Annotated in this window: 20 protein-coding genes and 1 tRNA gene; 16 read left to right on the top strand and 5 right to left on the bottom strand. The window is 42.6% G+C overall.

What is annotated here, in order from left to right:
- Positions 1-31 precede the first annotated feature (31 nt).
- The 5 genes from BM358_RS02795 (at position 32) to nspC (ending at position 5,793) form a co-directional block, all read left to right on the top strand.
- Entirely contained in the window at positions 32-655 is a 624-nt protein-coding gene (locus BM358_RS02795; RefSeq protein WP_028542861.1) for an SMI1/KNR4 family protein, read from the top strand.
- A 180-nt stretch (positions 656-835) separates the two neighbouring features.
- The gene (gene htpG, locus BM358_RS02790; protein WP_028542860.1) at positions 836-2,716 is read left to right on the top strand and encodes a molecular chaperone HtpG; all 1,881 of its coding nucleotides are present in this window, start codon (positions 836-838) and stop codon (positions 2,714-2,716) included.
- Positions 2,717-2,869: 153 nt separating this feature from the next.
- Positions 2,870-3,130, top strand: coding sequence for a bacteriocin immunity protein (locus BM358_RS02785; protein ID WP_023987968.1), 261 nt, complete (start codon positions 2,870-2,872; stop codon positions 3,128-3,130).
- 315 nt (positions 3,131-3,445) lie between these two features.
- On the top strand, positions 3,446-4,645 hold the full coding sequence (locus BM358_RS02780) for a saccharopine dehydrogenase family protein (RefSeq protein ID WP_013309649.1): 1,200 nt from the start codon (positions 3,446-3,448) through the stop codon (positions 4,643-4,645).
- 8 nt (positions 4,646-4,653) lie between these two features.
- Complete coding sequence (gene nspC, locus BM358_RS02775; RefSeq protein WP_028542859.1) at positions 4,654-5,793, top strand: carboxynorspermidine decarboxylase; 1,140 nt, start codon at positions 4,654-4,656, stop codon at positions 5,791-5,793.
- A 198-nt stretch (positions 5,794-5,991) separates the two neighbouring features.
- Here the strand turns inward: nspC and BM358_RS02770 are convergent, their stop codons facing one another.
- A complete protein-coding gene (locus BM358_RS02770; protein ID WP_023987970.1) occupies positions 5,992-6,489 on the bottom strand; it encodes a hypothetical protein in 498 nt (165 codons plus the stop codon).
- A 311-nt stretch (positions 6,490-6,800) separates the two neighbouring features.
- Between BM358_RS02770 and BM358_RS02765 the strand changes: the two genes are divergently transcribed.
- On the top strand, positions 6,801-7,316 hold the full coding sequence (locus tag BM358_RS02765) for a hypothetical protein (RefSeq protein WP_028542858.1): 516 nt from the start codon (positions 6,801-6,803) through the stop codon (positions 7,314-7,316).
- A 70-nt stretch (positions 7,317-7,386) separates the two neighbouring features.
- Positions 7,387-7,905, top strand: a complete 519-nt coding sequence (locus BM358_RS02760; protein WP_028542857.1) for a GNAT family N-acetyltransferase — start codon at positions 7,387-7,389, stop codon at positions 7,903-7,905.
- A gap of 14 nt (positions 7,906-7,919) precedes the next feature.
- Here BM358_RS02760 and BM358_RS02755 read toward each other — a convergent pair whose 3' ends face one another.
- Complete coding sequence (locus tag BM358_RS02755) at positions 7,920-8,360, bottom strand: N-acetyltransferase (RefSeq protein ID WP_028542856.1); 441 nt, start codon at positions 8,358-8,360, stop codon at positions 7,920-7,922.
- Positions 8,361-8,738: 378 nt separating this feature from the next.
- On the opposite strand from BM358_RS02755, the gene BM358_RS02750 reads away from it, so the two are divergent.
- Positions 8,739-8,822, top strand: a tRNA-Leu gene (locus BM358_RS02750).
- A 93-nt stretch (positions 8,823-8,915) separates the two neighbouring features.
- Here BM358_RS02750 and BM358_RS02745 read toward each other — a convergent pair.
- Complete coding sequence (locus BM358_RS02745) at positions 8,916-9,446, bottom strand: NAD(P)H-dependent oxidoreductase (RefSeq protein ID WP_028542855.1); 531 nt, start codon at positions 9,444-9,446, stop codon at positions 8,916-8,918.
- Between the two features lie 197 nt (positions 9,447-9,643).
- Between BM358_RS02745 and BM358_RS02740 the strand changes: the two genes are divergently transcribed.
- Both BM358_RS02740 and fabV read left to right on the top strand, forming a co-directional pair.
- A complete protein-coding gene (locus BM358_RS02740) occupies positions 9,644-10,000 on the top strand; it encodes a winged helix-turn-helix transcriptional regulator (RefSeq protein WP_023987974.1) in 357 nt (118 codons plus the stop codon).
- 168 nt (positions 10,001-10,168) lie between these two features.
- Positions 10,169-11,350 (top strand): enoyl-ACP reductase FabV, encoded by a 1,182-nt coding sequence (gene fabV, locus BM358_RS02735; protein ID WP_028542854.1) that lies wholly within the window; start codon positions 10,169-10,171, stop codon positions 11,348-11,350.
- 113 nt (positions 11,351-11,463) lie between these two features.
- Here fabV and BM358_RS02730 read toward each other — a convergent pair whose 3' ends face one another.
- Positions 11,464-11,667 carry a hypothetical protein gene (locus BM358_RS02730; protein WP_028542853.1) on the bottom strand — a complete coding sequence of 68 codons (204 nt, stop codon included), beginning with the start codon at positions 11,665-11,667 and terminating at the stop codon, positions 11,464-11,466.
- 167 nt (positions 11,668-11,834) lie between these two features.
- Between BM358_RS02730 and BM358_RS02725 the strand changes: the two genes are divergently transcribed.
- From BM358_RS02725 to BM358_RS02710, 4 genes are all read left to right on the top strand, one after another.
- A complete protein-coding gene (locus BM358_RS02725; RefSeq protein ID WP_028542852.1) occupies positions 11,835-12,986 on the top strand; it encodes a sn-glycerol-1-phosphate dehydrogenase in 1,152 nt (383 codons plus the stop codon).
- A 196-nt stretch (positions 12,987-13,182) separates the two neighbouring features.
- Positions 13,183-14,289, top strand: a complete 1,107-nt coding sequence (locus BM358_RS02720; protein WP_028542851.1) for a GntR family transcriptional regulator — start codon at positions 13,183-13,185, stop codon at positions 14,287-14,289.
- A 364-nt stretch (positions 14,290-14,653) separates the two neighbouring features.
- Positions 14,654-14,845, top strand: coding sequence for a hypothetical protein (locus BM358_RS02715; protein WP_028542850.1), 192 nt, complete (start codon positions 14,654-14,656; stop codon positions 14,843-14,845).
- Positions 14,846-14,910: 65 nt separating this feature from the next.
- A complete protein-coding gene (locus BM358_RS02710; RefSeq protein WP_028542849.1) occupies positions 14,911-16,608 on the top strand; it encodes a ribulokinase in 1,698 nt (565 codons plus the stop codon).
- A 206-nt stretch (positions 16,609-16,814) separates the two neighbouring features.
- On the opposite strand, the gene BM358_RS02705 is transcribed toward BM358_RS02710, so the two are convergent.
- Positions 16,815-17,399, bottom strand: coding sequence for a helix-turn-helix domain-containing protein (locus tag BM358_RS02705; RefSeq protein WP_007429779.1), 585 nt, complete (start codon positions 17,397-17,399; stop codon positions 16,815-16,817).
- A 177-nt stretch (positions 17,400-17,576) separates the two neighbouring features.
- On the opposite strand from BM358_RS02705, the gene BM358_RS02700 reads away from it, so the two are divergent.
- Both BM358_RS02700 and BM358_RS26700 read left to right on the top strand, forming a co-directional pair.
- Complete coding sequence (locus tag BM358_RS02700; protein WP_028542848.1) at positions 17,577-17,906, top strand: hypothetical protein; 330 nt, start codon at positions 17,577-17,579, stop codon at positions 17,904-17,906.
- Complete coding sequence (locus BM358_RS26700) at positions 17,903-18,190, top strand: hypothetical protein (RefSeq protein WP_231517265.1); 288 nt, start codon at positions 17,903-17,905, stop codon at positions 18,188-18,190. Before BM358_RS02700 ends, BM358_RS26700 begins: the two co-directional genes overlap by 4 nt.
- Positions 18,191-18,198: the final 8 nt, after the last annotated feature.

Genomic DNA, 18,198 nt, shown 5'->3' with positions numbered 1-18,198 from the left:
ATGTGAATAGAGAGGAAAGAGGTGTGAGGACATGGACAAGAAAGCGGATATTCGTACATCCATGAAGGAACTATTTGCTCAAATGGATGAAGCCTTTTTTATGGATGTGGAAGAAAATGTACCGATTGAAATGCGTGATGGGAATGTCGACGAGGAGGGATGGATCAAATGGAAGCCTCTCCCTTCACAGATTACTGAACAGGAAGTTCGGGAGATGGAGGAAAAATACCATTTTGAGCTGCCGCCCCTGCTGAGGAGTTTTATCATGGCCTACCATTATGTATCTTTACAATTCGATAATGAATCCATTCCGGGAGTATACTGGAGCGATTGTACGTTTGTTGAGTTTCCACGTCTGCCTGTAGGTCAAGGCTTAAAGGCATTTTATGATTTGATTGATCAATGGTCACCTCTGCTATCAGCAGGCTACATTCCTTTTGCAATAGCAGAGGACGACCAGGGCCCCGTTTGTTTAAATGCAGGCAGCAGACATAAGGACGGCGATTATCCTATTGTTTGGTTCTTTCATGAGGACCTACAGCATTTGAATGAGGATGAGCTACGAATCAGGAGTAATCTGCTTCCCCATGTACAGGGGCTGTTTCCATCTTCTGTCGAAATGTTTAACGTGATGTTTAAGCACATTAGACACTAGCGATTTCCTAAAATGTAATTTTACTGCTCAGCCAACCGAGATATTGACATAAAAAATGAGGAATGTTATAAAAAAGGTAGGCTAGCACTCGAATGATGGGAGTGCTAACAAAGTTGAATCGTTTGCATAGCTCATATCTGCTGGCCTTACATAGGTTCATATCTGAAAGGAGATATCCGAATGGAGAAAAAACAGTTTCAGGCTGAGTCCAAGCGTCTGCTAGAAATGATGATTAACTCGATTTACACGCAAAAGGAAATTTTCCTAAGAGAGCTGATCTCCAATGCAAGTGATGCGATTGACAAAATTTATTACAAAGCATTGACGGATGATCAACTGGTCTTTGACAAAGAAAATTATTATATCAAAGTAACTGCCGATAAGGATAACAGAACGCTAACCCTGCGTGATACCGGGATTGGTATGACCAAGGAAGAACTAGAAAATAACCTGGGTGTTATTGCTAAAAGCGGCTCACTGGCATTCAAAAATGAAAATGAATCCAAGGATGGTCATGACATCATCGGTCAATTCGGCGTCGGCTTCTATTCAGCTTTTATGGTAGCCGATGTGGTTACAGTGACTACCAAGGCTTTGGAAAGTGATACTGCTTATAAATGGGAATCCACAGGTGCAGACGGGTATACCATTGAAGCAGCTGAGAAGGACGAGGTCGGAACCGAGATTGTTCTGAAAATCAAAGCAAACACCGAAGATGAGTCCTACGACGAATATTTGGACGAGTACCGATTAAAAGCACTGATTAAAAAATACTCCGACTTTATCCGCTATCCGATTAAAATGGATATTACAGGCAAGCGTCTGAAAGAGGGAAGCGACAACGAGTTCGAGGATTACGAAGAAGAACAGCGTATCAACAGCATGGTTCCTATCTGGAGAAAAAACAAAAGCGAGCTGACCGACGAGGATTATCAAAATTTCTATGCGGAAAAACGCTATGGCTACGACAAGCCGCTCCAGCATATCCACGTCAGCGCGGATGGCGCGGTAGTGTACCAAGCTATTCTGTTTATTCCTGAAAATATCCCGTTTGATTTCTACTCCAAGGAATATGAAAAAGGGCTGGAGTTGTATGCCAACGGTGTGCTGATTATGGAAAAATCTCCTGACCTGCTGCCGGATTATTTTAGCTTTGTCAAAGGTATGGTTGACTCCGAAAGCCTGTCACTCAACATTTCCAGAGAAATGCTGCAGCATGACCGTCAGCTGAAGCTGATTGCCAAAAATATCGAAAGCAAAATCAAAGGCCAATTGCTGACCTTGCTCAAAAATGACCGGGAGAAGTATGATCAATTCTACAAATCATTTGGCAGACAATTGAAATTTGGTGTTTACAACGATTACGGCAGACATAAAGAAACTCTCAAGGATCTGCTCATGTTCTACTCTTCTACAGAGAAAAAGCAGGTTACTTTGGACGAATACGTATCACGTATGTCAGAGGATCAGAAGTATATTTATTATGCTTCCGGCGAGTCCAACGAGCGTATTGAAAAACTGCCGCAAACCGAAATGGTGGCCGATAAAGGCTACGAAATTCTGTACTTCACCGATGATATTGATGAGTTCGCTATTAAAATGCTCTTAAGCTACAAAGAGAAAGAATTCAAATCTGTGTCTAGCGGCGATCTGGGCATTGAGCCTGACGAAAACGAGAAAGAAACAGAAGCAGAACAAAACGACAACAAAGAGCTGTTCGAGTACATGAAGGGCTTGCTGGAAGGCAAGGTATCCAGTGTTAAAGCCTCCAAGCGCTTGAAGACACATCCGGTATGTCTGTCCGCAGACGGCGAAGTGACGATTGAGATGGAGAAAATCTTGAACGCTATGCCTAATAACGCCGATGTCAAAGCGAATAAAGTGCTGGAAATCAACATAAACCATGCGGTGTTCAACTCTTTGAAAGAAGCTTTTGCCGAGGATAAGGAGAAAGTAAACCTCTATACGGCATTACTGTATAATCAGGCTTTGCTGATCGAAGGCTTGCCGCTGCAAGATCCGGTTGAATTCACGAATGATATTTGCAAAATCATGGTTTAAAAAGCTTTACTGTATAGAGCCGTTCCCATACTGGGGGCGGCTTTATTTATCATAAACGCTTCTTAAAGCTCCATAATAGGTCATATAGCGCTTACAGAAAAAGGGATGGGCCACACAATGCCGATCATACTCAATACAAAGGAGGGCGATTACATGAGTCTGGATCGAGCCAGCGAGGAACTCCAAAATTTAAACCGAAGTGAGCTTATACAGTTGGTGGAAAAAATCATCAGAGATGAGGGAACAGAAGAGGAAATCGACAGCATGCTGACCATAGTGATGCAAAATACGCCCCATCCGGGGATCAGTAATTTGATCTACTGGGATGATCGTGATTTGAGTGCGGCAGAGATCGTAGATGAGGCATTACGCTATCAGCCCATAATTTTACCCCCACATGAATCTTCTTCATAGGATGCGGAGGGGTGGTCTTTTGTTTAGAAATAAGATAGTATTAACTCTTTAGGGCTATGAGCATTAGATTCAAAAAAACTTCCGTTAAACGTGTGCTGACTTCCCTGGAGTGTACGGGGTAATGTTTGTTTTCTGCTCACTTTACGAAGTTTTTATTCCTAATTTTGGGATTTGTAAAGTTTTTGTGACATGCTCCTGTGAATTTTGATACAGCAAATTGTCGTTTTTCTTGATTATTTGGTGGGATGTCTTTATAATCATTTTGTTTGCAAGAATGATTAGCGATTAGCGTATGGAATAAGGAGGTTATTTATTTTGGGAAAAGCATTGATTATTGGCGCCGGTGGCGTGGCCAGCGTTGTGGTGCATAAATGTTGCCAAAACCCAGATGTATTTGAAGAAATTTGTATCGCAAGCAGAACTGTTGAGAAATGCGATGCGCTTAAAGAGAAGCTGGGTGGAGGTCGTACGAAGATACAAACGGCTCAGCTTGATGCTGACAACACCGACATGGTCATTGACTTGATTCGAAGCTTTCAACCGGATGTAGTTATCAATGTGGCTCTCCCTTATCAGGATTTGACGATAATGGATGCTTGCCTTGAGACAGGTGTTCATTACGTTGATACGGCGAACTATGAACCGCCGGATACGCCGAAGTTTGAATACAGCTGGCAATGGGCCTACAAAGAAAGATTCGAAAAAGCAGGAATTACAGCTCTGCTGGGCAGCGGTTTTGATCCAGGCGTAACTGGAGTATTTACGGCTTATGCTCAAAAGCACTACTTTGATGAAATTCATACGATTGATATTGTGGATGCGAATGCAGGGGACCACGGATATCCTTTTGCAACTAATTTTAATCCGGAAATCAATATTCGTGAAATTACGGCGAAGGGCCGTTACTTTGAAAACGGAGAATGGATTGAAACTGAGCCACTTTCTGAGAAAAAGGTATACGACCTTCCTGAAATTGGACCGAAAAATATATATCTTTTGTACCATGAAGAACTGGAATCTCTTGCAGTGAATATTAAAGGCGTGAAAAAAATCCGCTTCTGGATGACGTTCTCGGACAATTATCTGAATCATTTGAATGTACTTCAAAACGTAGGCATGACTTCTATCGAGCCTATTGATTACGAAGGACAACAAATCATTCCACTGCAATTCCTGAAAGCTATTTTGCCAGACCCGGCTTCTCTGGGACCAAGAACAAAAGGCAAAACGAACATTGGTTGCATCATCCAAGGTGTGAAAGATGGAAAACCAAAAACGTATTATGTTTACAATGTTTGTGATCATGAGGAATGTTATGCAGAGGTTGGCTCCCAAGCCATTTCTTACACAACTGGTGTTCCTGCCATGATCGGCGCAATGCTTATTATCAAAGGTATCTGGAAAAAACCAGGCGTTTACAACGTTGAGGAATTTGATCCAGATCCATTTATGGAAGCACTAAATAAACACGGATTGCCATGGCAAGAGAACTTTACGCCAACGTTGCTTGATTGAGGTCTGTGATGAATATTGATATTACAGGACTTCCATCACCTTGTTATCTTGTTGACGAAAGACTTCTTGTCAAAAACCTTGAGGTTTTAAATTCCGTCCAAGAGCGGACAGGCTGCAGCATTTTGCTCGCTCTTAAGGGATTTTCGATGTTTTCGACCTTTCCTCTGGTTGGCAAATACTTAAAAGGCGTAACCTCCAGTTCGTTGTTCGAGGCACGACTTGGTCGCGAAAAAATGGACAAGGAGGTTCACGTATACGCACCTGCTTATGTTGACAGTGAATTTGATGAGCTATTGAAGTATGTTGACCATATTGTTTTCAACTCCTTTGATCAACTGAAACGCTACAAAAGCAGAGTGCAAGGCGTAACTTCCAAAAAAATCGACATCGGCATTCGGGTTAATCCGGAATATTCGGAAATCGAAACGCCGCTGTATGATCCTTGCTACAACAACTCCAGAATGGGTGTGACCCTGGCTAACTTTAGACCTGAGGATCTGGATGGCGTGGATGGTATTCATTTTCATACGATGTGTGAACAGAATTCAGATACGCTGGAGCGCACCATTAAAGTCGTGGATGAGAAATTCGGGCCATACATTAAGAATATGAAATGGCTCAATTTCGGCGGCGGTCACCATATTACCAGAGAAGACTATGATCTGGACACGCTGGTACGCTGTATTCAATATTTTCAGGATAAATATGGTGTGCAGGTTTATCTGGAGCCAGGCGAAGCTATTGCTTTGAATACTGGATATCTGGTGGCTACCGTATTGGATACGATGAAAAACGGAATGGATATTGCCATTCTGGATACTTCGGCTGAATGTCATATGCCTGATGTGCTGGCTATGCCATATCGTCCGAATATCATTGATGCAGGCAAGCCTGGTGAGTATGCTTACACCTACAGACTTGGTGGACTTACGTGCTTGGCTGGAGATGTGATTGGAGACTATTCCTTTAAAGAGCCATTGAAGCCGGGAGACAAGCTTGTATTCTGCGACATGGCCCATTACACGATGGTCAAAAACCACATGTTCAACGGAGTCAACCTGCCAGCCATCGCCAGCTACAACGACGAAGAAGGCATCAAGGTAATCCGTCAGTTCTCCTACGAGGACTTTAGCTCACGTTTGTCGTAAGACAAGGGTAATGTGAAATAACAGAGTGTACCAATTGCATGATCTTTAAAAAGAGCCTAGCCCCTTAAAAAAGGGGCTAGGCTCTTGGTGTAGTTAGAGTTTTTTGATTTTTGTACGCGCCTTTTGTATGTATCCAACACAACAGCAGGCAGTAAATAATAATTTAACTATTTGGAAAGTTACATAAATTTATTTAGGCTACCTTATAACTTCAGTAGAGATTTTATAGTCGAATACCTTTCCTCCAGGTTGAAGTCCTGGTACATCGACAGCTAGGTAGTATTCCTTACCTTTTTCAAGATCAGCATTTAAAGAATATTGGGCGTTTTTTGAACGTTTAATTCGTTTACCATTACTATCGTAAAGAGTTAGTTCCATCCAAGAATCAGGGTATTGGTCGCCTTCAATTATAAACTGAACTTCGTTCGATCTAAAAACCTTAATTTTAAATACATCGTAGGCTTCCCAGCCTCCTTGAACCTCTTTACCAAGGGTACCGATGACAGCATCACCTATAAAAAAATAGTTAGCTTGTTCAAAACTATCATTTGGCTCCTGTTCATTATATTCAAGTACAGAGGTTAGAGTTGATTCCTTTGCTACTGGTACAGAATTTGCTTCTTCGGCTAAAGCGACACTGGCAGAAGTACTTAACATAAGTGTCAGGCCTAATGAAGTTAACAACATTTTTTTCATTGATAAACTTCCTTCCTTTTTTGTGATTTATATTCATTTATATGAATATATTAGTAATTACGCTCGAGTTTATTGTATATCATTAACCAGGGAATTGGAATAATAAAAAGGGATATTTATCAATAAAATAAATATAATAGAACATTTTGTTACGGAATTGCATTTCGCTTGTTTACAGGTTTTTTCTAGGGCTTCTGTTTAAAGGTTAGGTTTCTTGGAGGAAAATATATATGGTATACTCATTGGATTAAGAACAAACTTCGACATGAGTTGGATAATAAATTGTAACGATAGGCAGAGGTGAATTGTACATGTTCGACCCTACGGTTTTTGATAATTTAAAAGTGGCTATGGAAAATACGGTTTACGATCTGGATAATTTGGATTCACGTATTGACATTACACAGCGGATCGACAGATTGGAAATGTCCGTGATGTCACGTGAATTTGCTGTCCAATTCAGACTGAGAGAACACCCGAGTGTGACAGCAGAGATTCAACTAAAGGCGGATTTAAACAACTTGGCTGCGGAAATTTTGGAAATCAAAGATCAAGTTCCGGGATGTGTCTTGTTGCTGAGTTTTTACATGGAAATTCGTGAGATTGAGTCACAATGCAGCCGGATTGAAAATATACTGGCCGAAATTTGGAAGCCCGATCTTAGACCGGTACAAACCCTTAGTCAGATTTACGGAGAGAAGACGTCTATATACCAAAACAGGATTGAACTCCGATTTTCCAGACAAATTAACGAAGATCAGATGGAAGACATTCCAGAGCTGTTGGAACACATATTGCTGACGCTTATGGAATTAAACAAGGTCTAAAGGGTTAGGGACCTAATGTAAATGACATTAGTAGACCAACAAGTTAACGTTAGAGGAGTTGAAAGTATAAATGAATGAACTAGAATTCTCTCAAGTATATGCGATTATGGAGGCTTCTTTTCCTGAAACGGAATGCAGAACATCCGAGTCACAAAGGGCTCTGCTTCATCATCCATGTTATCGTTTACTTACCAAAAAGGACGAACAAGGGCAAATAATTGCTTTTTTGGCGGGATGGGAGTTTACAGATTTTCGGTTTGTAGAGCATATTGCCGTAGATTCGGCTATACGAGGTGGCGGGTTAGGTAAAGAGCTTATGAGCAAGTTTATTTCACAGTCCGGTAAACCGGTAGTACTGGAGGTTGAGCCACCAGTGGATGAATGGACTCAGAGAAGAATTGGTTTTTATGAACGTTTGGGGTTTCATCTGAACCATTTTGACTATGTACAGCCCCCTTTAAGAGAAGGACAGGCTGATCTGCGGCTTCAAATTATGAGCTATCCAGGTGCGCTGGCTGAACAGGATTTTGCTCCGTTTAAAGAGATTTTATATACCGAGGTCTATAGGTTAAATAAGAAGACTATATAGTTAAAGATGCTTCATTATCGTTCATGTTTTGTCCATGCCATCACAAATTCTTTCTCGTCAGTTTCGGCATCAACAGATTCCGCTTGAATGGTAAATCCATTTTTGGTATAGAAGTTAAATGCTTTCGTGTTCGACTGGTATACTTTTAATTGAATCTCATCATGTTGCTTCTTGATCCAATCTAGTAGTAACTTGCCATAGCCTTTTCTTTGAGAATCAACACGTATAAACAGAGCCGCCAAGTATCCATCCAACATGGAGACGAAGCCGCCAATGCTATGATCATCTTGTATGATAACGTAGTTTTGAGCGAGGGGAAGGTACCTGTTTTCCATCTCGGTAACTTGTGATGCCCAATACTGCGGAGCAATAAAATGATGGGCTTCTATGGAAGCATCTAGCCAGATGGCTGCCAACTCGTTGAGCTCTTCCACATTTGCGGGTCTAATCGACATCGTATCTCCTCTTTTCACAGTGCAGTATGTAATCTTATAGATGATGTTGAAATAAAAAAGACCGTCCGAGGACGGTCTTTCTACCCGTGACGCTTAATTAAAGCTTTGATCCGTATCCCGCGCCTCCGTCAACTCTGTAAATTAGAGAATAACGGACCGGGTAAGGGATACGCTCAACATGTGATTATTGATGTTGACGCACCTCCTTTCCTGATGGACCCATTTTACCATATATGGATTGTGATATCCAGTGATTTTCTTATATTTGCGGAAATGATTCATAGAAAATACAAAATAAAAATGGCTTGATTTTATGTTCTATGGAAGATATAATCTTAATTACGGTGACTGAAAAACATCGGTGTGAGTACATAATATGCGGTCGTGGCGGAATTGGCAGACGCGCACGGTTCAGGTCCGTGTGGGCTAACCCCCGTGGAGGTTCGAGTCCTCTCGACCGCATCATAGCCTAACATTTACAGGTTCTTGGATTGGCTGGATGCCACCAAGAGCCTGTTTTTATATGGTTAAGATGCGTGTACCATTATAACTATTTTATTTATACTGAAATATATATTTAATATAGTCCTTTGCACTCTGATTAATGTCTTCGTCGCTTGCTTGAAATGAGGCTCCGAAGACAGCGAAATAGGGTAATGTTATCGCGCCAACATGCACTGCGCTTGCTTTAAAAGGTGCTATAACTTCATCTACAGTAAAAGAAACGGAACCAGTAGGTGAGTAATTTTCTTTTTTATCGCCGATGGACATGGCTATCCCTAGCTTCTTTCCTTTTAGCTTATCACCTTGTGAACCATAAGCCCATCCATGAGTAAAAACATCATCCAACCACTTTTTTAATAAAGGTGGGTAACTATACCAATATAAAGGGAATTGAAATATAATATTACTATGTGCTTCAAGTAGCTGTTGTTCTTTCAAAACATCAATGCTCCAGTTTGGATACTCTTTATAAATTTCGTGGATTGTAATTTCATTGGTATATTGAAGTATTTCTCGTTTCCATCTGTTATTTACTCTAGAATCTTCGATATGGGGATGAGCTAAAATCACAAGAGTTTTCATCATAAATCACCTTTCTTACGTAACATATTTGCCTTTGTAGATGCTCTATTATTATTCTGTATGCTTCAAAAAAAGTAAATACACACAATAAAGTAAGATAGTTACTTGAAAGTGTGCATTGGACTTAGAATGAAGATACGCAATTATAAAATTAATTAGATAAACTTTGTTATTTTTAGCGTTGAAGAGGTGGTACTATGAAACAATATAATTTAGGCATAGAAGCAACACTTGAGATCATCGGAGGTAAATGGAAATCATTAATCATTTGTTTATTAATGTCTGGTAGAAAAAGGACAAGTGAATTACAGCGTAGTATTCCGGGCATTTCTCAAAAGGTTCTTATACAGCAACTTCGCGAACTTGAAAAGGATGGTATCATAGGTAGACATGTGTATAATCAAATGCCTCCAAAAGTGGAGTATTATATAACGGAATATGGAATTACAGCAAATGAAATTATTGACTTAATGTGTTCTTGGGGAAGGGCTAATATCCAAATAAGACAACAGCAAGGAGAAGATGTGATGTTGTTAGAAAATGATTCAAAATGAATAGTGGAGTAAAAAAGCGTTGCAGACTATGATGTTTACGACGGTTTTCTTCGGCTGCCTTCAAGTGCTAGGTTATGTGTTGAGCCGCAAGCTGATTTGCTATATAGTTATGACTGGACAACCATTACATCCATATTAAATGAATGCTAAAGTAGGGGGACCCTTGCAATGATTATTAAACCGAAAATTCGTGGTTTCATATGTACGACTGCACATCCTGCAGGATGCGCGGCTCATGTTAACCGTCAGATCAACTACATCAAAGAAAGCACATCAATACAAGGAGCTAAAAAGGTGCTTGTGATCGGAGCATCTACTGGATACGGGCTGGCTTCTCGTATTGCTGCGAGCTTCGGTCTGGGAGCGGACACCATAGGGGTATCCTATGAACGTCCTGCATCAGAGGGGCGCACGGCTTCAGCAGGCTGGTATAATACGGTAGCCTTTGAAAGAGCGGCCAGAGCAGCTGGCTACATAGCAGAAAGCATTAATGGAGATGCTTTTTCTCATGAAATTAAGCAGGAGACGTTGAAGCTGGTAAAGGAAAAGCTGGGCAAGGTAGACCTGATTGTGTATAGTGTCGCTTCACCGCGACGGACACATCCCGATACGGGTGAGACCTTTAATTCCGTTCTCAAGCCTATCGGACAGTCTTTTTCTAATAAAACAGTGAATACCAATACAGGTGTCGTATCAGAAATTACGCTAGAACCGGCTACGCAGGAGGAAATTGAGAACACCATCACGGTAATGGGTGGCGAAGATTGGTCCTTGTGGCTAAAAGCGTTGGAAGAAGCTGATCTGCTGGCTGAAGGAGTAACCACACTGGCTTACTCGTATATTGGTCCCGAAATTACGGAGGCTATCTATCGTAAAGGAACCATTGGCCAAGCTAAAAATGATTTGGAAGCTACAGCACATACTCTAACAAAGCAACTGGAACGTTATCATGGAAAAGCCTATGTTTCTGTGAATAAAGCTTTGGTTACACAATCCAGTTCGGCTATTCCAGTCGTGCCTTTGTATATTTCTTTGCTGTTTAAGGTCATGAAAGAAAAGGGACTGCACGAGGGATGTATTGAGCAGGCACAACGTCTGTTCGAGACGCTATACAGTGGGTCGACTGTGGAAACGGATGAAGAAGGACGCATCCGTCTGGATAACTGGGAAATGAGAGACGATGTGCAGCAGGCTGTCAAAGCAGCTTGGTCCGAAATCACTACAGAAAATGTATCTGAATTAGGCGATCTCGAACAATACCGTCTGGATTTCCTTCAATTATTTGGATTCGGGTTTGATGAAATTGATTATGAATTAGATGTTAATCCAGAGGTTGATACAACTTTATAAGTGAATATTTGTAAAACAAAAACGGGTACTCTCAAGCGATGCAATTGCTTAAGAGACCCGTTTTTTATGTATATTGGCAAAAAAACAAGTTGCACTCGTTTCACTAACAGCATTTATCGAGAATTAGACGTGGAAAGTGACTTACGGTGCAGCAAGCGAAAAACGACAATGGTTATGATAATCCCCGCAACGCCAAAGACTGCAACAGAAGTTAGGGCCCGATAAGCTTGCCAGCCGAACAAAAAAGCAATACCACTGCCAAACGTTGTACCTGCCAGTAACCCAAGTGCACAGGCAATATCCGTTCCAAATTTCATAAACATGTTCCTTTCGAATATATAAATTAAAAAGTAACTTGTACTTTTTCTCTGGACTTGGACACACACTTGTGCGTACAATTAAATAGTAATCGTTTTCAAACGGAATCTATTAATTATTATGGATCATTCTTGTGCAAATTATTCCTTTTCAGGAGGCTGATGAAATGAATATGAATGAACAGATCAAGCTGTGGAACGAAGAGGCGCAGGCTAGTAACGCTGACCATCCTCACCGAAAGGTTGAATTGTGTATCGAGGTACGAGATGGAGCACTGGAGTCTGTTGTTCCTTATTTGAACCAACTGGATTATCGTCATGTAACTTTGGTAGAAGATGAGCATACTTCGGCGGCGGCAGGAAAAAAAGTGGCTGTGCTGATCCGTGAGGCTGGTTTGACAGTTGATGTCGTCCGCTTACCTCCGAATGCTGTAGGGGATGTGATTGCTGATGAGACCTACATTATGAAAGTGCTGCTGGGTGTGGCGGATAAGAGTCAGGCTGTACTTGCTGTAGGCTCTGGCACGATTCATGATCTGGTTCGCTTCGTATGTTATAAAATGAATCGTCCGTTCTTGTCAGTACCAACGGCTGCTTCGGTGGATGGTTTTACCTCCGCAGGCGCACCACTAATTGTGGATGGCAGCAAGCAGACATTCCAAGCAGTTCCGCCAGAGGCGATCTTTGCTGATTTGTCCGTGCTGGCAAATGCGCCACAGACGATGACTGCGGCCGGTTTTGGCGATATGCTCGGTAAGTTCACCTCACTAGCGGACTGGCATGTTTCCAGAGATTTGGGAAACGAGCCATATTCACCTGTGGCTAATCGCATTACTGAGGAGGCTCTGCGTGACTGTGTAGAGCATGTCGACGAGATTGCGGCAGGCAGCAAGGCTGGTGTTGAGGTATTGATGAATGCGTTGATTGCATCCGGTATTTCGATGCTGATGATAGATCATTCTCGTCCAGCGTCAGGGGGAGAGCACCATATTTCCCACCGAATTGAAATGGATTTTATTTCAGAGGGACGCAAGCAAGTTTTGCATGGTGCCAAAGTAGGCGTAGCATCCGCATTGCTTTCTGACCTGTACAGGGATTTAGCAGCCAGTCAGGATGTAGAGGCTTTTAAGGTGTATCGGGCTTTGCCTACGTCGGAGCAGATGCGTGCATGGCTGTCTCAGGTTGGAGGCCCATCTACCATTGCCGAGCTGGGGGTTACGGAGGAACAACTTGCTCGTGCATTGCGCACGGCTCATACCTTGCGTGATCGCTATACTGGACTCAAGTATATGAATGAACATCAATTGCTTCGTTCGTAATGTGCAACATCTACACAAATTGTCCTTAGATATTCGGCCAGTTATGTGTGGCAAGGAAGGGATAAGTGAATGGGTTTACACCTCCGCAGCAATACGACGATATCCTGCTCCTGTAACATTTGTATGTACAAATGAACGGTATGCTATAATCGTGGAATATGAACAGGTACACGATATTGCAAGTACGGAGGAAATTATGGCGCCCAAATATATACAAGTTAAACAAGAAATTTTGTCCTGGATTCATTCATCTAAACTGGAACCACAAAGCCAGCTTCCATCTGAGCATGAAATGTCTGAACAATTTGCCGTTAGTCGGCAAACGGTGCGTCAGGCGCTGGGTGAGCTGGTGCAGGAAGGCTGGCTGTTTCGGATGCAGGGCAAGGGAACCTTTGTCGCGACACGGGACAGCAAGCAGCCCGAAGATCCAAAGACGATTGGAGTCGTTACAACCTATATATCGGATTATATTTTCCCATCCATTGTACAGGGAATTGAATCCAAATTGAGTCGCCAGGGATACAAGATGCTGCTGTCAAGCACAGGTAATGACCCTGAGCAAGAAAGTCAGTGCCTGGAAATGCTGTTAAGTCAACCGCTGAGCGGAATTATTATTGAACCGACTAAAAGTGGAGAGCGTAACCCCAATCTGAACTATTATTTAACCGTGGAAAATCGCCAAATCCCTTATTTGATGATCAATGCACGTTATGAGGAAATGGATGCGCCATGTCTGCGAGTAGATGATGAAAAGGGTGGTTTTTTGGCGGCCGAACATCTGATTAAGCTGGGACACCGACGCTTGGCCGGATTTTTCAAAACCGATGATATGCAAGGAATTCTTCGTATGAAAGGATTTGTGGCTGCTCACCGCAAATATGGAGTGACATTACACCCGAACGCAGTAACGACTTACCGGACAGAAGAAAAAAATGAGATTCCGCTACAACGTGCGTCGAGGCTGCTGGCGATGGAGGCGGGAGAGCGTCCTACTGGATGGGTGACCTATAATGATGAGTTGGCTGTTCGACTCCTTGATATTGTACGTTCGGCGGGCCTGAACATTCCCAATGATCTATCGCTGGTTGGGTTCGATGATTCATTTTTGGCGACAGCAACGGAAATCAAGCTAACGACAATTCGGCATCCAAAGGAAGAATTGGGGTTACGTGCTGCCGATACCATGCTGTCGATGATTGAAGAGAAGGGGTACCATGAAGAAGATCGTCAGTTAATTCTACCGCCTGAGCTCATAGTTCGTGAATCTACGGGGCCTGTCCAGGTAATGCCTGGAGAACACTAGGCAGGGAGATCAGTCTTAACATGTCAGGACAAGTTAGTAAGTGTACAGCTTCAACGTTTAATATTTGATGGGCATGTTACTCGCCATACCGAACAGTCTGTTTTCTGGATTGCAGAAATAGACTGTTTTTGCTATGTTTTTTCTGAAAATGAGTACATAAATCTATCGAAAAAATACATAAAAAAGACTAGCTAGGTTGTACGTACAAGCATATAATGAAAGCGAAACCAAGAATAAAGGGTCGTTACGACCTTCCTGTAATTTTCCATTTGAGGCTAGTTTCAGTTACCTCCTCCATTGCAGATTTCAGAAATGATAGTAAAAGGTGTGCCTTATACATAGTAGAACAATTGAAAAAGGAAGTATGGGAGGCCAATTTGGCTCTTCCAAGGGCGTGGACTATGAAGAACTGAAAGCGGAGCAACTGATTGTGCTGAATCTACAAGGCGTTTATTTGCGTTCGCTCTTCGTCAGATACGCATACACATCTGGCATTGTACCGTTCTTTCGTTCGGAATCCAGAATTCACCTCAATGGATCTGGCACTGCTGGGTAAGCATTTTCTGCGCAAGCATGGGGCGAACGCTTATGATGGTCAACGATAAAGGAGGAGGCACACAAATGAGCAAGTATACAATTGGTGTCGATTATGGAACGGAGTCTGGCCGTGCGGTCATTGTTGACCTGTCTGACGGAGCTGAAATTGCTACACATGTAACACTTTACCGTCATGGAGTTATTGATGAAGTATTGCCTGGTAGCGGACGCAAATTGGATATGGATTGGGCGCTGGAACATCCGGCTGATTATATTGAAGTCCTGACTACTTCCGTACCTGCTGTTATGAAGGAGACAGGGATTTCTCCAGACGATATCATCGGGATCGGAATCGATTTCACAGCATGTACGATGCTGCCGATTGACGCGCAGGGACAACCGTTGTGCTTTGACGAGAACCTGAAAGATGACCCGCATGGTTGGGTGAAACTGTGGAAGCACCATGCAGCACAGGAGGAAGCGGACCGTTTAAATGACATTGCCTCGCAGCGCGGAGAGGCGTTTCAGCCCCGCTATGGAGGGAAAATTTCTTCCGAATGGATGATCGCAAAAATTTGGCAAATTCTGAACGAGGCACCGGACATTTATAATCAAACAGACCGCTTTGTAGAAGCGACCGACTGGGTAATTTCCCAGCTCAGCGGGGAACTGAAACGTAATCAGTGTACAGCTGGCTACAAGTCTATTTACCATCATCGCGATGGTTATCCGGATCGTGAATTTTTCAAAGCGCTCGATCCGCGTCTAGAAAATTTGACGGATACGAAGCTGCGCGGTGAGATTTATGAATTGGGTGCCCGTGCGGGTGGATTAACAGAGGATATGGCTGCAAAACTCGGACTGAACCCGGGAACGGCAGTAGCGGTAGGCAATGTGGATGCACATGCGGCTGTTCCGGCAGTAGGCGTCGTCACACCAGGCAAGCTGGTGATGGCGATGGGAACTTCCATTTGCCATATGCTCCTCGGTGAGGAAGAAAAAGAAGTAGAAGGTATGTGTGGCGTTGTAGAGAACGGAATTATTCCGGGCTATTACGGGTATGAGGCTGGACAATCGGCGGTAGGAGACATTTTCGCATGGTTTGTGGAACATGCTGTTCCGGGCGAATTGAAGGAGCAGGCAGCTGCGGAAGGTGTGAACGTCCATGTATGGCTGGAGCGTAAAGCGGCTGAATATAAACCGGGCGAAACCGGATTGCTGGCACTCGACTGGTGGAACGGTAACCGTTCTTTGTTGGTTGACACCAACCTGACGGGGCTGATTGTCGGATATACGTTGCTGACGAAGCCAGAGGAAGTGTATCGTACATTGCTGGAAGCAACTGCGTTCGGAACACGTAAAATTATCGATGCATTCCATCATAACGGCGTGCCAGTAGACGTATTGTATGCGTGCGGTGGATTGCCGCAGAAAAATCGTCTTTTGATGCAAATTTATGCTGACGTAACCGGACGGGAAATTAAGGTCGCTGCTTCTACCCAAACTCCTGCGTTGGGTGCAGCCATGTTCGCAGCAGTGGCTGCGGGAGCTGAAGCTGGAGGGTACGACGATATCGTCGTAGCAGCGCGTCATATGGCGCGTGTACGGGACGAGAGCTTCAAGCCGATCCCTGAGAACGCGGCCGTGTATGATAAGCTGTACGAGGAATACAGCCGTCTTCACGACTACTTTGGACGTGGAGGCAATCCGATGATGAAAAAGCTAAAGTCCATCAAGGAAGAAGCCAAACGTTCAACTGAAACGGCAAGCATTCATTCTTAAAAAGCTGACAAAATATAAGCAAGAAGTATTTAAAGGTCTGTTATCTAAAAAGCACAGTGCGCCGAGGAATCGGCAGACTGTGCTTTTTTGCATTTTTATATTCTGTGAATTACATGATGTGAAAGTCTCAGCGGATGAAAGATGGTAATGCGTTCCTTTCAAAGACTTTCATGAAAATCACAACCATTTCTCTTTTACGGACATTTTTACTTTTTCAGCATGGCATCAGCAAACAAAATGGATTTTGGAATACGGAAAAACTGTTCCGCCTGATCCTGGAAGGTTTGCGAAGGAACGGTACCCTGATGCAACCATTTCCGAAATGTACCGGGGTGAACACCAATCCAATGACTCACATCGGTCACCGAAATATCATGTACCATGCATAGACCCGCCAAGATCCGATTTTTAACCGGAGAACGAGTCACAGTCCGTTTCATAAAACGGGACGGCGCTGGTTGACAGATGAGTGGTGAACGCCGGACAACCTCTTCATTAAATAGAATATGGTGCGGATAACCAAGTGTATTACACGTCTTTTCCAGATTAGTGTTGCCGGGAATGCGACCTTCATATACCCACGCACTGACACTACGGGAGGAAATGGAAAGCTCCTCGGCAAGTTGGGACAGTTTAATGTCATTAGCCATCAAAACGGCAAGCAAAACGCGATTGCGCACTTGACAGCGTGTTGGTTTACGAAAACGTTTGACACGCACACCTTTTCCCAAATATTTGCGATTGATCAGAGACCACGCCTGAATGGAATGTTTATCTTGTTGTTTAGGCATATACCCTCCGATTTTTTTTAACCACATACTACTATACCCGAAGGGGGGTTTGCAAGTGACTCCTCTCCTGATTTTCTTTTAATCCCATGGGCTTAACCGGTTTATGGAAAATAAGGTCCATTTGGCCTATAAAAATGGAAGTTTAAGGTGTCGATATATTAAAATGTGACATTATTAATGGAAATGGAGGTAATATGTTCTTCTCTTACGATTGTAAGAATTATAGTGACTAATAAAAATGTCATTACAATTAATCCTGCAGTACCTTCACTAGGTAAATATGGTTTAAGTGATAGGAACTATACTGCAAGAGTAACGAATTATGTAGTTAAGGACGAAATTCTGAACAAGACTTTAGGTGAAGTAGGCACTGGAACAACGGTTTACTTACCTACGCAGTATAAAATTAAGTGGTGGCACTCTAAAGCATATAAGGCTTGGCAAATGGTCAGAAACCATAAAATGGACTCAGTAAAAAATGCTTTGAAGGAGAAGAGGTATAAATGAAAGTGAAAAAAACATTATTATTACTAAGCATTCCGTTGTTGTTGGCATTTGCAATCATAGCGTTCATTGCTTTACCTTGGCTTCTAATATTCATAGGGATTCAATTAGAACCGAATTCTTCACATCCTGAAATCACATATGGGAAATTTCCATTTCGTTTGGAATATGAAATTAACGGGCAACGAAAGGTTATTCAAGATACGTTAATATGTGAATATGATGGCATTGGTTCAAATGAAGCTCACGGCAAATATCGTAAGTGGAAAGAAAGATTATCCATCTGATATATATT

The sequence above is a fragment of the Paenibacillus sp. cl130 genome, assembly GCF_900116035.1.
GTDB classification, from domain to species: Bacteria; Bacillota; Bacilli; order Paenibacillales; family Paenibacillaceae; genus Paenibacillus; species Paenibacillus polymyxa_B.
This window is presented reverse-complemented; position numbering and strand designations above follow the sequence as displayed.

What these genes read in the sequence shown, in the direction of transcription:
- BM358_RS02795 (WP_028542861.1), top strand. Translation starts at nt 32, where the DNA reads ATGGACAAGAAAGCGGATATTCGTACATCCATGAAGGAACTATTTGCT.
- htpG (WP_028542860.1), top strand. Translation starts at nt 836, where the DNA reads ATGGAGAAAAAACAGTTTCAGGCTGAGTCCAAGCGTCTGCTAGAAATG.
- BM358_RS02785 (WP_023987968.1), top strand. Translation starts at nt 2,870, where the DNA reads ATGAGTCTGGATCGAGCCAGCGAGGAACTCCAAAATTTAAACCGAAGT.
- nspC (WP_028542859.1), top strand. Translation starts at nt 4,654, where the DNA reads ATGAATATTGATATTACAGGACTTCCATCACCTTGTTATCTTGTTGAC.
- BM358_RS02770 (WP_023987970.1), bottom strand. Translation starts at nt 6,489, where the DNA reads ATGAAAAAAATGTTGTTAACTTCATTAGGCCTGACACTTATGTTAAGT.
- BM358_RS02765 (WP_028542858.1), top strand. Translation starts at nt 6,801, where the DNA reads ATGTTCGACCCTACGGTTTTTGATAATTTAAAAGTGGCTATGGAAAAT.
- BM358_RS02760 (WP_028542857.1), top strand. Translation starts at nt 7,387, where the DNA reads ATGAATGAACTAGAATTCTCTCAAGTATATGCGATTATGGAGGCTTCT.
- BM358_RS02755 (WP_028542856.1), bottom strand. Translation starts at nt 8,360, where the DNA reads ATGTCGATTAGACCCGCAAATGTGGAAGAGCTCAACGAGTTGGCAGCC.
- BM358_RS02745 (WP_028542855.1), bottom strand. Translation starts at nt 9,446, where the DNA reads ATGAAAACTCTTGTGATTTTAGCTCATCCCCATATCGAAGATTCTAGA.
- BM358_RS02740 (WP_023987974.1), top strand. Translation starts at nt 9,644, where the DNA reads ATGAAACAATATAATTTAGGCATAGAAGCAACACTTGAGATCATCGGA.
- fabV (WP_028542854.1), top strand. Translation starts at nt 10,169, where the DNA reads ATGATTATTAAACCGAAAATTCGTGGTTTCATATGTACGACTGCACAT.
- BM358_RS02730 (WP_028542853.1), bottom strand. Translation starts at nt 11,667, where the DNA reads ATGAAATTTGGAACGGATATTGCCTGTGCACTTGGGTTACTGGCAGGT.
- BM358_RS02725 (WP_028542852.1), top strand. Translation starts at nt 11,835, where the DNA reads ATGAATATGAATGAACAGATCAAGCTGTGGAACGAAGAGGCGCAGGCT.
- BM358_RS02720 (WP_028542851.1), top strand. Translation starts at nt 13,183, where the DNA reads ATGGCGCCCAAATATATACAAGTTAAACAAGAAATTTTGTCCTGGATT.
- BM358_RS02715 (WP_028542850.1), top strand. Translation starts at nt 14,654, where the DNA reads ATGGGAGGCCAATTTGGCTCTTCCAAGGGCGTGGACTATGAAGAACTG.
- BM358_RS02710 (WP_028542849.1), top strand. Translation starts at nt 14,911, where the DNA reads ATGAGCAAGTATACAATTGGTGTCGATTATGGAACGGAGTCTGGCCGT.
- BM358_RS02705 (WP_007429779.1), bottom strand. Translation starts at nt 17,399, where the DNA reads ATGCCTAAACAACAAGATAAACATTCCATTCAGGCGTGGTCTCTGATC.
- BM358_RS02700 (WP_028542848.1), top strand. Translation starts at nt 17,577, where the DNA reads ATGGAAATGGAGGTAATATGTTCTTCTCTTACGATTGTAAGAATTATA.
- BM358_RS26700 (WP_231517265.1), top strand. Translation starts at nt 17,903, where the DNA reads ATGAAAGTGAAAAAAACATTATTATTACTAAGCATTCCGTTGTTGTTG.